This window comes from Coprococcus sp. AM14-16 (assembly GCF_003434675.1).
Lineage (GTDB): Bacteria > Bacillota > Clostridia > Lachnospirales > Lachnospiraceae > Coprococcus > Coprococcus aceti.
On sequence record NZ_QTLL01000001.1, the window covers coordinates 996,440 to 1,011,374 of the forward strand.

Annotated in this window: 12 protein-coding genes; 2 read left to right on the top strand and 10 right to left on the bottom strand. The window is 46.8% G+C overall.

What is annotated here, in order from left to right; translation table 11 throughout:
• Window positions 1–17: 17 nt before the first annotated feature.
• From rsmB to glgA, 10 genes are all read right to left on the bottom strand, one after another.
• Window positions 18–1,355 (bottom strand): 16S rRNA (cytosine(967)-C(5))-methyltransferase RsmB, encoded by a 1,338-nt coding sequence (rsmB, locus tag DW159_RS04455; RefSeq protein WP_117549069.1) that lies wholly within the window; start codon window positions 1,353–1,355, stop codon window positions 18–20.
• Between the two features lie 36 nt (window positions 1,356–1,391).
• A complete protein-coding gene (fmt, locus tag DW159_RS04460) occupies window positions 1,392–2,318 on the bottom strand; it encodes a methionyl-tRNA formyltransferase (protein ID WP_117549070.1) in 927 nt (308 codons plus the stop codon).
• A 34-nt stretch (window positions 2,319–2,352) separates the two neighbouring features.
• Window positions 2,353–2,820 carry a peptide deformylase gene (def, locus tag DW159_RS04465; RefSeq protein WP_117549071.1) on the bottom strand — a complete coding sequence of 156 codons (468 nt, stop codon included), beginning with the start codon at window positions 2,818–2,820 and terminating at the stop codon, window positions 2,353–2,355.
• A gap of 20 nt (window positions 2,821–2,840) precedes the next feature.
• Window positions 2,841–5,099, bottom strand: coding sequence for a replication restart helicase PriA (gene priA / locus DW159_RS04470; RefSeq protein WP_117549072.1), 2,259 nt, complete (start codon window positions 5,097–5,099; stop codon window positions 2,841–2,843).
• Entirely contained in the window at window positions 5,068–6,621 is a 1,554-nt protein-coding gene (locus tag DW159_RS04475; RefSeq protein WP_117549073.1) for a UDP-N-acetylmuramoyl-L-alanyl-D-glutamate--2,6-diaminopimelate ligase, read from the bottom strand. Before DW159_RS04475 ends, priA begins: the two co-directional genes overlap by 32 nt.
• Window positions 6,622–6,758: 137 nt before the next feature.
• Entirely contained in the window at window positions 6,759–6,998 is a 240-nt protein-coding gene (gene rpoZ, locus DW159_RS04480) for a DNA-directed RNA polymerase subunit omega (RefSeq protein WP_015534811.1), read from the bottom strand.
• A 77-nt stretch (window positions 6,999–7,075) separates the two neighbouring features.
• Window positions 7,076–7,714, bottom strand: a complete 639-nt coding sequence (gene gmk, locus DW159_RS04485) for a guanylate kinase (protein ID WP_117549074.1) — start codon at window positions 7,712–7,714, stop codon at window positions 7,076–7,078.
• Between the two features lie 27 nt (window positions 7,715–7,741).
• A complete protein-coding gene (locus tag DW159_RS04490) occupies window positions 7,742–8,620 on the bottom strand; it encodes a YicC/YloC family endoribonuclease (protein ID WP_117549075.1) in 879 nt (292 codons plus the stop codon).
• A gap of 95 nt (window positions 8,621–8,715) precedes the next feature.
• The gene (locus DW159_RS04495; protein WP_117549458.1) at window positions 8,716–10,461 is read right to left on the bottom strand and encodes an Rqc2 family fibronectin-binding protein; all 1,746 of its coding nucleotides are present in this window, start codon (window positions 10,459–10,461) and stop codon (window positions 8,716–8,718) included.
• Between the two features lie 94 nt (window positions 10,462–10,555).
• Window positions 10,556–11,992 carry a glycogen synthase GlgA gene (gene glgA / locus DW159_RS04500; protein WP_055224132.1) on the bottom strand — a complete coding sequence of 479 codons (1,437 nt, stop codon included), beginning with the start codon at window positions 11,990–11,992 and terminating at the stop codon, window positions 10,556–10,558.
• 183 nt (window positions 11,993–12,175) lie between these two features.
• Here glgA and DW159_RS04505 point away from each other — a divergent pair, with 183 nt between their 5' ends.
• Window positions 12,176–12,673 carry a DUF5721 family protein gene (locus DW159_RS04505; RefSeq protein WP_117549076.1) on the top strand — a complete coding sequence of 166 codons (498 nt, stop codon included), beginning with the start codon at window positions 12,176–12,178 and terminating at the stop codon, window positions 12,671–12,673.
• Window positions 12,674–12,924: 251 nt separating this feature from the next.
• On the top strand, window positions 12,925–14,892 hold the full coding sequence (gene htpG, locus DW159_RS04510; RefSeq protein WP_117549077.1) for a molecular chaperone HtpG: 1,968 nt from the start codon (window positions 12,925–12,927) through the stop codon (window positions 14,890–14,892).
• The last annotated feature ends 43 nt before the right edge of the window (window positions 14,893–14,935 follow it).

Sequence of the window (14,935 nt, forward strand, 5' to 3'; positions counted from 1 at the left end):
TTTTATACATGTTCTATCTATTTTGTACGCACGAACTTCGATATGAAAAATCCATCACACTCATCGACTCCCTGTAACAGAGTTACATATCCTTTATCGCCGCCGTGCCCCGGTACAATCTCATCTATACTCACAGTCTCAAAATCATGATTTTCCGCAAACCACTTAACATTGTTCTGATTCTCCCTGCTGTCTATAGTACATGTCGAATACACCAGTGTTCCACCCGTTTTCACATATCTGGATACAGTGTCAAGAATATCCCTTTGAAGCTGTGCCAGCTCGTCTATGCTGTCACCTGTCACATTGTACTTGATATCGTTCTTCCTGCCCATTATGCCAAGTCCCGAACACGGAAGGTCTGCTATTACCACATCAGCCTTTCCGACAAGGTTCTCATCAAGGTCTCTCGCATCCCATGCCTCGACAGTGACATTTGTCAGTCCAAGTCTGTCCACGTTCTCCTCTATGAGCTCCGTCTTGTTCTCGGTGAGATCCCTTGAGATAACCCTTCCTGTCTGTCCCGCAAGACTTGCGGCATACATGGTTTTGCCGCCCGGTGCTGCACACACATCCACCACCAGATCTCCATTCTGTATACCTGCTGCCCTTACAGCCAGACACGAACTCTGATCCTGTACAACAAATTCTCCATCCATGAATCCTGGGATCCTTCTGACATAATCATATCCCTTTATAAGAAGTGATGTGTCATTCAGGTTTCCTCGCACTGTCTCTATTCCAGCGGCCTCCAGCTTCCTCTCGACTTCATCAACGCTTATCCTGTCTGTATTCACCCTTATGGATGTCGGACGCATTTCGTAGCTGCTTCCGAGTATCCTGTCCACCGTTTCTCTGTCATAGTCCTGCAGCAGTATCTCCACAAGCTCCACAGGAACTGAATATTCAACCGAATAGTATTCCAAAGATGATGTGTTCTTATCAGGGTATTTTATACCATCCCTGTTTCTTGCGATATTTCTGAGCACTCCGTTGACAAAGCCTCTGAGGCTTCCAAATCCATGATCCACCGCCAGCTTCACCGACAAGTTGCAGGCAGCCGAATCCGGAACAGAGTCCATAAAGAACAGCTCGTAAGTTCCCATCCTGAGGACGCATCTTATGAGCGGCTTGCACTTGTTCACCTTTGTTTTGGAGAACTGGTTTATTATGTAGTCCAGCTTTATCCTCTGCTCTGTGACTCCCTCGACCATTCTCGTGATGTACGCCCTGTCCTGTTTGCTCATGAACTGGTTGGCGCGGAGTGCCGTTCCAAGTGCTATATTTGAAAATGTATGATTTTTCTCAATGTCCAGTAATGTGGTCAGAACCACCTCTCGAGTCTTTGTATCCATTCTACCTCTTGTCCATTCTTCATCAGATATATTTGATCAGATGTGCTCTCCGGCTGTGAGTTTATTGCCCGCAAGGAACGCCGCCGCATCCATAGGCTTCTTGCCCTCAGGCTGCAATCTTGTTATCTGGAGTGCATCCTGTCCACACGCTATGGCAAATGTCTTCTTGGTCACCATGGTTATCTCACCCGGTGCAATGCCATCCTCACGGCTCACTACCTTTGCCCCATATATCTTGACATTCTTGCCGCCTATCCTTGTGTATGCACAAGGCCATGGCTGAAGGCCTCTCACAAGTCTCTCTATCTTCTCTGCCGGCTCACTGAAATCTATATCTCCCATACCCTTGTTCAACATGGAAGCGTAACAGCTCAGGCTGTCATCCTGAGGTGTCCGGACCGCAGTTCCATTCTCAAGCTTTTCAAGGGTTGACAGTATAAGCTGCGCACCGCTTGCCGCAAGCTTGTCCGTCAATTTCTCTCCAGTGTCATCGTCACCGATAGACACAATCGAATGTTCTATCATATCTCCGGTATCAAGTCCCTTTGCCATGTACATGGTGGTGACTCCGGTCTCCTTCTCGCCGTCAATGATCGCCCACTCGATAGGCGCCGCACCGCGGTACTTCGGGAGCAGCGATGCATGGATATTGACACATCCGTACTTCGGAATATTGAGTATGCTCTCAGGAAGTATCTGGCCATATGCTGCCACAACTATCACATCAGGTGCATACTCTCTGATGATGTCCACGTTCTCCTGCTCACGGAGCTTCACCGGCTGATATACCGGAATATCATATTCCATTGCCTGTACCTTCACCGGTGTCGGTTGAAGCTTTTTGCTCCTTCCCTTTGCCTTGTCCGGCTGCGTAAAGCATGCCACAACGTCATGTCCCGCTTCCACTATTGATACAAGTGCGTGCACGGCAAAATCAGGGGTTCCCATATATATAACTCTCATCTGCATGTCCTCCTTGTTATAGGTTAAGTATCTCTTAATTCTGCTCTACCTCGTGAAGGCCATCCTCGACAAGATCCTTGTAAAGCTTTCCGTCAAGATGATCAAGCTCGTGGCAGATAGCTCTCGCCAGAAGTCCCTCTCCCTCGACTGTAAACTCCTCCATATTATCGTCAAATGCCTTGCATATTACATGCATAGGTCTTGTGACTGTTCCAAATTTTCCAGGAAGGCTGAGACATCCCTCCTCACCAGTCTGCTCTCCATCTGATTCTGTTATCACAGGATTTATAAGACAGAGTGGATTGTCATCGCCGACATCGATAACAACTATCCTCTTGAGGATTCCAACCTGAGGTGCGGCAAGTCCAACTCCATTTGCCTCATACATGGTATCAAACATATCATCTATGAGTGTAAGTGTTCTGTCATCCATCTTCTCAACCGGTCTGCACACCTTTCTGAGTATGTCATCTCCGTCATATCTTATATTTCTTATCGCCATGTCCACAAATCTCCTTTTCACTAATACATATTTACCGGATTCAGGTCAAAGAATACGCTCACATCGTTCTCTCCGTTCTCCTTAAGCCATTCCTCGACATAATCCTTGACATCCACCAGCATCCTGTAATCCCGGTGTTTTATATACAACACCCGCCTGTACACATCCTTTATCTTTGATATGGCCGGTTCCGAAGGACCGATCACAGACAGATGTCCTGCATTTATATATTTTCCCCTTATAAGAGAATACATCCTATCCATTATATTGGCAAGCTGTTCTTCGTCCATGCCCGTGCCCATTATGACCATCATATTCCACTCCGGCGGATACCTCATGAGTGATCTGTACGCCTCCTCGATATCGTAGAATGCCCTGTAATTCTGGGACGCTGCCGCAGTTATGGCGTAGTTGTCCGGCTTGTAGGTCTGTATCACAACCTTTCCGGGCACATCACCCCTTCCGGCTCTTCCCGCAGCCTGGGTCAGCAGGTCAAATGTCCTCTCACCGGCTCTGTAGTCTCCGCTGAACAGTGTGAGATCCGCCAGCAGCACACCCACAAGTGTCACTCTGGAAAAGTCATGTCCCTTGACTATCATCTGGGTTCCAATGAGTATGTCCGCATCGCCTCTTCCGAAGCTCTCAAGTATCTGCTCATGAGAATTCTTCTTCGAGGTCGTATCCCTGTCCATCCTTAAAGTCCTGGCCTCCGGGAACAACCTGTGTACCTCCTGCTCGACCTTCTCGGTTCCGACTCCATAGCCTCCTATGAGCTTTGAACCGCACGCCGGACATTTGTCCGGCTCCGGCATTCTGAATCCGCAGTAGTGGCACACAAGCATGCCCTTCTGTGTATTATTTCCAGAGTGCAGTGCCATGGACACGTCACAGTGCGGACATTTCACTGCCTCTCCGCAGCTCCTGCAGGATACAAAGCTGTTATATCCCCGCTTGTTGATGAACAGTATGATCTGTTCCCGCTTGCTGAGCCTGTCCGCTATATCATTTGCAAGCTCGTCGCTTATTATGGATCTGTTGCCCCGGTGGAGTTCATCCCTGAGATCTACTATGCTTGTCTCTGCCATGACTCTGCCCTCAACACGGCTGTCCATGGTCCACAGCCTGTACTCACCCGCCAGTGCACGCTTGTAGCTCTCCACGGAAGGAGTTGCGGAACCGAGTATGACACTCGCCCCCTCAAGCCTTGCACGTTCTATGGCAGTCTCCCTTGCGTGATATTTTGGCGGGCTGTCACTCTTATAGCTGCTCTCATGCTCCTCATCTATTATTATAAGTCCCAGCTTCTCAAATGGGGTAAACAGCGCAGACCTCGGGCCTATCACCACATCCACATCGCCCTTCCTTGCGCGCTCAAACTGATCATACTTCTCCCCGCTGCTGAGCTTTGAGTTGACCATGGTCACACGGTCACCAAAGTATCTGGAGAAATATGTCAGTGTCTGATACGTGAGTGCTATCTCAGGTATCAGCACGATCGCCTGTCTGCCCGCGCGGACGACTTCACGGATACACCTCACATACACCTCAGTCTTGCCGCTTCCCGTCACGCCATGAAGAAGATATGTCCTGTGTATACCCTGATCTGCATCACTTACGAAATCATCGACTATCCTCTGCTGGTCACTGTTAAGCTCTATATCAGGAGCCTCAAATGCCTGCTGCCTCACCGCGTCAGACACCACATCCCGGTATCTGCTGTCCTCAACGATACGAACGACACCTTCGTCCTCCATGGCCTTAACCGCCTGATGTGACACATTCAAAGTCCCGGTGGCCTCCGTCATTGGGAGCTCATGTCTCACCATAAGCTCGCGGAGGAGCCTGAGCTTTGCCCTGGCATTCTTCTTCATATATCTGTATTCCCATGTGTCCACATCCTCGCATGAAAGGACAACATATCTGACCACCACGGACTTAACCGTTTTTTTCACCGGCATCACCGTCTGGATGGCATTTATCATGGTGGAGCCGTAGTTCTCCTTTATCCACGCCGCAAGGGCAAGGAGCCTTCCCGGAGCTGCCACGCCGTCCTCGCACAGAGAATCTATAGACTTTATCCTGCTCTCATCATATTCCGTGGAATCCGATATCCCTATGACATAGCCTTTTCTCAGATTATTTCCCTTGCCAAATGGAATGTTGACCTGACTTCCTATCTGTATCCTGCCGGCAATATCGTCAGGAATAGCATATTGAAATGTTCTGTCTATCGCCTCATGGGATATATCAATTATCACATCTGCGTACAATCCCCGCATTTTTCTCCTCCAATATCTGCCGTATCATTTCTCTCTCGTCCATTTGTGTCCTGCGTCCCTCTATATCCTGATATGTCTCATGGCCTTTGCCGGCCAGAAGGACTATATCATCCCTGTCCGAAATCTCCAGAGCGTATCTTATAGCATCCAGACGGCTGCATATCTTTACATATTCTCCTCCGCCCTCGAGAACCCCGGTCTCAATATCCGTCATTATCGCCTCCGGGGATTCAAACCTCGGGTTATCACTTGTTATGACCGTCATATCCGCCAGCCTGCCCGACACAAATCCCATGCCTTTTCTGCGCCCGGCTGATCTGTTGCCGCCGCATCCGAACAGACATATAAGCCTCTTCGGCCTGTACTGTCTGAGGGTGGTCAGTACATTTTCCAGGCTCACGGCATTGTGGGCATAATCGATGAATATCCTTGCGTATCCCGGAATCTCCACCGGCTCGAGTCTGCCCCTCACCTTCATATCCGACTGCGAATCCTGCATTACCTCCATCGGTATCCCGATGATCCCGCAAGTGGTTACCGCAGCAAGAGAATTGTACACATTGAACTCTCCCGGTATGCCAACAGTCATGTAAGTGCTCTCCCCGTCCGTTCTCTCACACTCATAGCCTATCCCCATAACTCTATGGAGAATGAGCCTGTGTATCGCTCCCGCCATACACACATTGCCATCCCCGGCTGCAGTGTGATTCCTCACACCATAATATACCACTTCAGCCCCTGCATTCACAGCCTCGGCAGCAATACACCCAGAATACATGTCATCTGCATTTATCACCGCAGTCTTACACTTTGAGAACAGGCTTCTCTTCCATCTCCCATACTCGGCAAATGTGCGGTGTTCATTCCGCCCAATGTGATCCGGAGCAAGATTTGTATATACGCATATATCAAATTCTACCCCTGACACACGGCCGTGCATAAGCCCCTGTGACGATACCTCCATGACGCAGTATTCCGCACCATTTGCCACCATGTCTGCAAGCTTGCGATGGAGATATATCGTTCCCGGAGTGGTGTTCACAGATGGTATCTTCCGGATACAGTCATCGATCTCTATGGTTCCCACAAGACCGGTTCTACGCCCCCATCTGTCCAGCATAGACTTTATCATACATGCGACCGTGGTCTTTCCCTTTGTCCCGGTCACACCTATAACCTTCATACTTCGTGACGGAAAATTCCAGAAATTATTACATATCATTCCTATACCGTGGCGATAGTCATACAGTCTCACGATCAGTACACAATCGGTATCCCCCCAGCGTCCGGCTGACCGCTCCGCAGGTATGCCGATATCATCTGTCATGACTATACACGCTGCGCCCCTTGCCACGGCATCATCTATATAGCGATGTCCATCTGTTCTCGCACCTCTCCGGCACACAAAAAGAGTTCCCTGTGTGACATCTCTGGAATCATCTGCCAGATCCGTAATCTGACAGTCAATGTCCCCTGCCAGGATCTCATAGACCGTGCCTTTTAGAACATCTGACGCCCTCATGATACACCTCCCGTCGACATATTCCTGTTTATTTAGAATATGCCACATCCGGCACAGTTGTGTATCAGAAAAATAGGAGGCTGTGCTAAAAGCTCCAACCTCCATTCTTCTCACTTACCGCTATATATTCCGGTCTGTTAATCCTCGTCTGCTCCGACGATCTTTACCTTTCCATGGTAAACTTCATCTACAGCGATGGATAATGGCTTCTTCTTTGGGTCTGCTGCCACCATAGGCTCCTGGCCATCAATGATCTCTCTTGCTCTCTTTGCTGTTGCAAGAACGATTGAATATCTGCTGTTTACTACAGGCTGCTCACCTGGCTCAACCTCTGCATTTACTACTGACATTAAGTCTGTGTATGATGGATGTAACATGATATTATATCCCCTTTCTTATATGATTATTGAAATATTCTTCTAAACTGCTGTCCACTGTTATCCAGTCTAATTTATCAGAGTTTCTTTATCTCTGCAAGCTCTTCTTTTATTCCGGCTATATATCCAAGCTGATTATCTCTTCTGCAGCCATAGCTTCTGATGACTGAATCCACGGTGTGTATACACTCGTCCAGATCATCGTTGACTATGATGTAGTCGTACTTGTCCATGTCCTCAGCTTCCTCTGTGGCCTTTCGGAGTCTCTTGATTATGGTCTCCTCCGACTCTGTTCCTCTTCCTGCCAGTCTGCTCTTAAGCTCGCTTATGCTTGGAGCTGATATAAATATGAGAAGCGCATCAGGGAACTGCTTCTTGACATTGAGTGCACCCATGACCTCTATCTCGAGTATGACGTCCTTGCCATCAGCAAGCTTCTCCTCAACATACTTCTTTGGAGTTCCATAATAATTCTCTACATACTGTGTCCACTCGATAAATCCGCCGTAGTCAATGAGATTCTCAAAATCCTTGCGATCCATGAAATAATACTCTCTTCCATCGACCTCACCCTCTCTCGGTGATCTTGTCGTCGCCGACACTGAAAGGTTATATCCAAAATCCGACACAAGTCTCTTGACAACTGTGCCCTTTCCAACTCCTGAAAAACCGGATATGACTATGAGCGATCCACGCTTTGTACTCTTATCTGCCATCATCATTACCTCTAAAAATTATGTATTCTATTCCAGATTCTGTATCTGCTCTCTGACCTTCTCTATGTCAGTCTTGAGCTGTATCGCCTTGTCTGACACATCAAGTGAATTGGCCTTTGAAAGTATCGTGTTCGCCTCTCTGTTCATCTCCTGTGCGATGAAATCCAGCTTCCTGCCGACGCTTCCGCCATCCTCCAGAATCTTCTTCGTGCTGCTGATATGGCTCTTAAGCCTTACAGTCTCCTCGTCCACACATATCTTGTCCGCATATATAACGACCTCTGTGGCGATCCTGTTCTCATCTATAACAGGATTGTCAAGAACCTCTGTGATCTTGTCCGTGAGCTTGCGTCTGTACTCCTCCACAAGTTCAGGTGATATCTCCTCTATATAATCAACGGCAGCTCTCATTCCGTCAAGCTTGTCGATCATGTCCTTCTTAAGGTTCTCTCCCTCTGTTATCCTCGACTGCACGAACACCTTCGCAGCCTCGTCAAGGGATGTCTCTATTATCTTCCACAGCTCATCCTGGTCAACCGCCTGCTCCTCAACCGTGAACACGTCAGGGAAGCCTCCAAGCTGTGCAGGTGTTATGCTGTTCTCAATTCCAAAATCCTTGGACATCTCCTCGAAATATCCCATGTACTTCTCGGCAACGTCCTTGTTGTACTTCAGCTTGACATTGTCATCCGAGAAATCCTCGTATGTGATGAACACGTCAACCTTTCCTCTCTCAATATATTTTTTGAGATATGTTCTTATGTTTGTCTCAAAGAAGCTTATCTTCTTTGGGAGCTTTATATTGATGTCGCAGAATCTGTGATTGACTGACTTCATCTCTACAACTATCTTGTATGCATCAGTCACCCTCTCGCTGCGGCCAAATCCTGTCATGCTTTTTACCATATCTGTCTCCTAATATTCCCAGGTTATATGTTGTTTTCAATTACCTGATAACAGATAATATATTATACTTCACACCTGTTTAAAAATCAAATTATTTATTGTACTTCCTCTATTCCCGCAATCCTCGGCTCTGCGATCATCGAGTAATTCGTATGATATATTACAAATCCAGGCTTTGCCCCCGCAGGCTTTTTGATATTTCTGCGCTCGGTATAGTCTATCTCCACCTTCGGTGCCGTCCTTCCAGACGAATAATACGCTGCAAGTCTTGCCGCCTCCTCATATGTAGAATCAGGAAGTTCTCCCGCACCCTCAAGTCTCACGATGACATGGGAACCCGGCATCTTCTTAGCATGGAACCACATATCCCCACCATTTGCGAATTTAAATGTGAGCTCATCGTTCTGGATATTATTCTTGCCCACATACATATGGAATCCATCGCTGGATATGTAGTGCAGCGGTTTCGACTTTGCCTTTTTCCTGTCGCCCTTGCGTCCGTAATGTCCCTTTACATATCCGCAGGCTACGAGCTCCTCCTTGACCTGTGCCAGTGAATTCTCATCTATCGCCATATCAAGGAACGTCTGTACCGACTGAAGATGCTCCAGCTCACTCTTCGTCTCGACAGTGAGCTGTGTAAGTGCCTCATAAGTCCTCTTGAGCTTGTTGTATCTCGCAAAATATCTCTTGGAGTTATCCATAACAGATATGGTCTTGTCAAGCGGGATCTTTATCATCTCGTTAGTATAGTAGTTGAGAGCCTCAAAACTGTCCGCTCCCTGTTCTATATTGTAACCATATGTGTTGATCAGTTCTCCGTACACACGGTACTTTTCCCTGGATTCAGTGTCCTTTAACTGAGCGAGCTGCAGGTCGTATTTCTTGCTCGTTCTCTCAATGGCATTCGAGACGATCTTTCTGAGATCCGATGACTTCTGTCTTATCCTTGTGACCGCACTCTTTCTGTAGAAATACTCATCAAGCACCTTTGAAATGTCATCCCTTGATTCTATGGTCTTGTCGCTGTACATCGACAGATGCACCGACGAGAACTCCACTGGAGTGTAACCGTCCAGTATGATTTCAGGAGTATAGTTCCCGTTCCTTATATCAGATACTATCCCGGCAAATTCATCATAAAGCCTTGCGACATCCGCCTCGCTCATGCTGTCCACAGGCATGTTGCCGTCAAGTCCTGCCCTGTAGGTTATCTCACTCGCCACAACCGGTGAAAATCCGGTTATGTTCTGGTATATCGCCTTTATGATATTCGTAGGGCTCGAGCTCACACGCTCTATGAAGTCCCCGCGCTCTATCTCAAGCGGGGATACCTTTCCTCCCGCCGGAGGATACTCATAAGTCCTGCCCGGAAGAACCTCCCTCACTGAGCTCACCATATGGGATATATGCTTTATGCTGTCGATGATGACATTCTCATCCGTGGCAAATATGATATTGCTGTGCTTACCCATGATCTCTATGATGAGTTTCTTTCTCTTTAGATCTCCAAGCTCGTCCAGATGCTCGATGACCATGACAACTATTCTCTCAAAGCCCGGCTGATACACATCAACTATCCTTCCGTTGTTGATATGCTTCCTGAGGAGCATACAGAAATTCGGCGCTGTCATAGGATTCTCCTTGGCGGACTGCTGAAAGTATATAAGCGGGAGGCTTGCATCCGCAGACATGAGCAGCCTGTAATTCTCCCTGTTATTCTTTATTACTATGTTGAGCTCGTCCTTCTCCGGCTGATATATCTTATATATCCTTCCGTCGATGAGCTTCTCCTTCATGTCTCTTACCACATTGGATATCACTATTCCGTCAAACGCCATATCTGTCTCTCCTATATCCCTGAAAAAAGGCAGAAAATGCAAATTCATTCTCTGCCTCTTCCATATCTACTACCACATTACTGCTATCCTGATCCTACAGTGAATTGTAGAGATCCTTATATATATTCGCTGAGTTGTACCATGAGTAATCCTGTCTCATGCCACGCTCCTGGATTCCATACCATGCCTCTTTGTTGTTATAGTACACTTCCTTTGCATAGTTTATGGCATTGAGGAGCTCATATGCATCATAATTAGCAAATGAGAATCCTGTTCCTGTACCCTCGAACTGATTATAAGCCTCAACAGTATCTGCAAGACCACCTGTCTCTCTTACTACTGGAACTGTGCCATATCTGAGTGCCATGAGCTGTGTGAGTCCACATGGCTCAAATCTTGAAGGCACGAGCATCACATCGCAGCCTGCATACATCTTATGAGATCTCTCATCTGAATAATAGATGTTCGCTGATACCTTTGCAGGATGTATTCCCTGATAATACTTGAACATGTTCTCGTACTTGCCGTCACCGGTTCCGAGGACGATGAACTGTACTCCGTCACAGCATATATCGTTCATGATCCTGTCAACCAGATCAAGACCCTTCTGGTCTGTGAGTCTGGATATGATTCCTATTACAAACTGATTCTCATCCTGAGGAAGTCCACATTCCTTCTGCAGTTCGATCTTGTTGATCTTCTTGAGCTGTCTGAAGTTATCCACGCTGTAGTTCTTATATACCTGTGGATCTGTTGCAGGATTCCATACCTCGTAATCTATACCGTTGACAATGCCCCAGAGTGACTGCCATCTGGCACTTAAGAGCCCGTCAAGTCCCTCTCCATAATATGGAGTCTGTATCTCCTTGGCATATGTGTTACTTACCGTTGTTATCTTATCTGCATATACAAGTCCGCCCTTGAGCATGGCAGCATCCTTCTGGATCTCCAGCTTGTCCGGTGTAAATACATAATCAGGGAGCCCTGAATACTCCTGAATGGTCTTTATATCCCACTTGCCCTGGAACTGGAGATTATGAATAGTCATAACAGACTTCATGCTTGTATAGAACATATCTCCTGCAAACAGAGTCTTGAGATATACAGGCACAAGTCCTGCCTGCCAGTCATGACAGTGAAGTATATCCGGCTGGAAACCGATCGATGGAAGGATCGAAAGCGCTGCCTTTGAGAAATAACAGAACTTCTCGATATCCCACTTTACATCACCATAAGGTGTAAATCCGTTAAAGTAATACTCGTTATCTATGAAATATACCTTGACACCCTCATACTCCAGATACATAACGCCAACATAATCATTCTTGTAACCGATGTCCATATAAAAATGCGTTATATACTGCATCTTCTCCCTGTACTTGTTCGGAATACAGAGATAATTCGGCATGATGACTCTCACATCATACTCGTTCTTATCAAATATCTTTGGCAGTGTTCCAACTACATCCGCAAGACCACCCGTCTTTATAAATGGCACACACTCTGATGCTATATATGCAACCTTCTTCATCAAATAAACCCTCCATGACATTTAGACATTAAATCCTTGTATATTATATCACACGGGTATCCATAATTCAATAAATCAGTGTATCTATATTGTTGCATTTGCCACATTCCGCTGATATACTTTTAGCATGCAGCCGCACGCAGATACGGCTGCGATCACAATCCAGAAAACAGGAGATTTTCAATGTTAGACATCACCATCACCGAGACCAGGGACTTCGTGAAGAAGCTTCTGATGGACAATACATTTGACCGTTTTCTCGCCATGGAGGCATTTGTAAAAAGCGGGATAACATACAGCTTTGACGGAAGGGTAAACAAGGATTTCTATGACAAGGAGGAGCTGGAGCTCATGGCTTCCACATCCTACGCCTCATGGGAGTCCATAAAACCACATGTATATAATGTTATAAGAGGAAAGAAGCTGCCACTGAGCTTCAAGATAGTGCTCGTGCTCTCCCAGCCGGACATCATGGATATGCTTGAGAAGAACCATCTCACCATACCGGTATCCGGTGTGGCAAATCTCACCTTGAACGTCTACTATGACGGCATGAGCATACAACTCACATCCATGGCGACCCAGAACATATTCACCATGGATAAGACCCTTGAGCATGTGTGGGATGCGGAGATCAGGGATTTCCTTAAGACTGCCGGAATATATTTCACCGAAAGCTGATTTTTTGAAGAAATTTAATATGATTTTTGAAGATCCGGCACCTCATCTGATGCCGGATTTTTTTACGCGCCGCCCCCTGTTAGCACTCATTTTGTCTGAGTGCTAATTTTTTCTTGACTTTAGTTCCCAGCTGATTTATCATACCTTTTAGCCTGATGTGTCAGTGTACATTTCTATTAAGATTGAACACAGATCGAGGATGACACATCTTTCATTGAAAACCATTATATTTTAAGGAGATGTATACAATTATGAAGAACGGAAATTTATCGATCAACAGTGAAAACATTTTCCCTGTCATCAAGAAGTGGCTGTATTCAGACCACGATATATTTGTCAGGGAGCTTATATCAAACGGCTGTGATGCCGTGACAAAGCTTAAGAAGCTGTCTCTCATGGGCGAATTTGACGAGCCGGATGAGCCATATCGTATAGATGTGACCACAAGTGCCAATGACAAGACCATCACATTTACCGATAACGGTATCGGTATGACTGAGGAGGAGGTTGAGAAATATATCAACCAGATCGCTTTCTCAGGAGCCGAGGCATTCCTTGAGCAGTACAAGGACAAGGCAACAGAGGAACAGATCATCGGCCACTTCGGACTGGGCTTCTACTCCGCATTCATGGTTGCCGACAAGGTCACCATCGAGACAAAGTCATACAAGGACGGCGAGGACGCTGTATACTGGGAGTGCGAGGACGGCCTTGAGTACTCCATGAAGAAGTGCATTAAGGCTGACCGAGGTACTACCATCACCCTTTATCTGAACGAGGACAGCTATGAATTTGCAAATGAATACAGGATCAAGGAGGTCATCGACAAGTATTGTTCGTTCATGCCTGTTGAGATCTACTACACCAACGCAGACGAGCCACAGGAAGATCCTAAGGATGCTACTGTAGACGTGGATGCAAAGGAAGTCAGCGACACAGCAGATAATGCTGAGGGCAGCACTGACAGCAAAGGCCCAGACGCAGACGATATAAAGACCGAGGAGAAGAAGCCTGAAGCTCCTAAGCCACTCAACACCACTACCCCACTGTGGGCAAAGCATCCAAACGACTGCACCGACGAGGAATACAAGGAGTTCTACAGAAAGGTATTCCACGACTACAAGGAGCCTCTGTTCTGGATACACCTGAACATGGACTACCCATTCAACCTGAAAGGTATCCTGTACTTCCCTAAGATCAATACACAGTATGACAACCTTGAGGGAACGATCAAGCTGTACAACAACCAGGTATTCGTCGCCGACAATATCAAGGAAGTAATTCCTGAGTTCCTCATGCTCTTAAAGGGATGTATCGACTGTCCTGATCTCCCACTGAACGTATCACGTAGTGCGCTTCAGAATGACGGATTTGTCAAAAAGATCTCAGACTACATCACCAAGAAGGTTGCAGACAAGCTGTCCGGCATGTACAAGACACACAGAGAGGACTACGAGAAGTACTGGGATGACATCAACCCATTTATCAAGTTTGGTTGTCTGAAGGATCTCAAGTTCCTCGACAAGATGAAGGACTTCTGCATCTACAAGAACCTCGAGGGCAAATATATAACTCTCCCTGAGTATCTTGAGGCAGGAAAAGAAAAGTACGAGAACAAGGTATTCTATGTAACCGACGAGCAGGCTCAGTCACAGTACATCAACATGTTCAAGGCTGAGGGCATGGACGCTCTGATCATGACACAGACCATAGACAGCCCATTCATCACTCTGCTTGAGCAGAAGAACGAGAATGTTCACTTCTACAGAATAGACGCTGAGCTCTCTGACAACTTTGTCGGCGAGGAGCTCTCAGAGGAGACTGCAAAGGAATACAAGGATAAGCTCACAGCTACATTTGAGAAGGCTCTCGACATGAAGAACCTGAATGTAAAGGTTGAATCCCTGAAGGACGAGAACACATCTTCTATCCTCACCCAGCCTGAGGAGACAAGACGTATGCAGGAAATGATGAAGATGTACGGCATGGCCGGTATGGATCCATCAATGTTCGGTCAGGGCGAGGGCGAGACACTCATCCTGAACAGCAACAACAAGCTTGTTAAATACGTTCTGGACAACCCTGACAGCGACAACACAGCTACGATCTGCTGCCAGTTATATGATCTGGCCGTACTTGCCAACCGTCCACTGTCAGCAGAGGCAATGACCAAGTTCATCGCAAGAAGCAACGAGATCCTTGGAATACTTACAAAGTAATATAATCTGTCTGCCGGTTTACGGCAGCAGATCCTAATGGATA

What these genes read in the sequence shown, in the direction of transcription:
- rpoZ (WP_015534811.1), bottom strand. Translation starts at nt 6,998, where the DNA reads ATGTTACATCCATCATACACAGACTTAATGTCAGTAGTAAATGCAGAG.
- def (WP_117549071.1), bottom strand. Translation starts at nt 2,820, where the DNA reads ATGGCGATAAGAAATATAAGATATGACGGAGATGACATACTCAGAAAG.
- DW159_RS04505 (WP_117549076.1), top strand. Translation starts at nt 12,176, where the DNA reads ATGTTAGACATCACCATCACCGAGACCAGGGACTTCGTGAAGAAGCTT.
- DW159_RS04490 (WP_117549075.1), bottom strand. Translation starts at nt 8,620, where the DNA reads ATGGTAAAAAGCATGACAGGATTTGGCCGCAGCGAGAGGGTGACTGAT.
- rsmB (WP_117549069.1), bottom strand. Translation starts at nt 1,355, where the DNA reads ATGGATACAAAGACTCGAGAGGTGGTTCTGACCACATTACTGGACATT.
- priA (WP_117549072.1), bottom strand. Translation starts at nt 5,099, where the DNA reads ATGCGGGGATTGTACGCAGATGTGATAATTGATATATCCCATGAGGCG.
- fmt (WP_117549070.1), bottom strand. Translation starts at nt 2,318, where the DNA reads ATGAGAGTTATATATATGGGAACCCCTGATTTTGCCGTGCACGCACTT.
- gmk (WP_117549074.1), bottom strand. Translation starts at nt 7,714, where the DNA reads ATGGCAGATAAGAGTACAAAGCGTGGATCGCTCATAGTCATATCCGGT.
- glgA (WP_055224132.1), bottom strand. Translation starts at nt 11,992, where the DNA reads ATGAAGAAGGTTGCATATATAGCATCAGAGTGTGTGCCATTTATAAAG.
- DW159_RS04495 (WP_117549458.1), bottom strand. Translation starts at nt 10,461, where the DNA reads ATGGCGTTTGACGGAATAGTGATATCCAATGTGGTAAGAGACATGAAG.
- DW159_RS04475 (WP_117549073.1), bottom strand. Translation starts at nt 6,621, where the DNA reads ATGAGGGCGTCAGATGTTCTAAAAGGCACGGTCTATGAGATCCTGGCA.
- htpG (WP_117549077.1), top strand. Translation starts at nt 12,925, where the DNA reads ATGAAGAACGGAAATTTATCGATCAACAGTGAAAACATTTTCCCTGTC.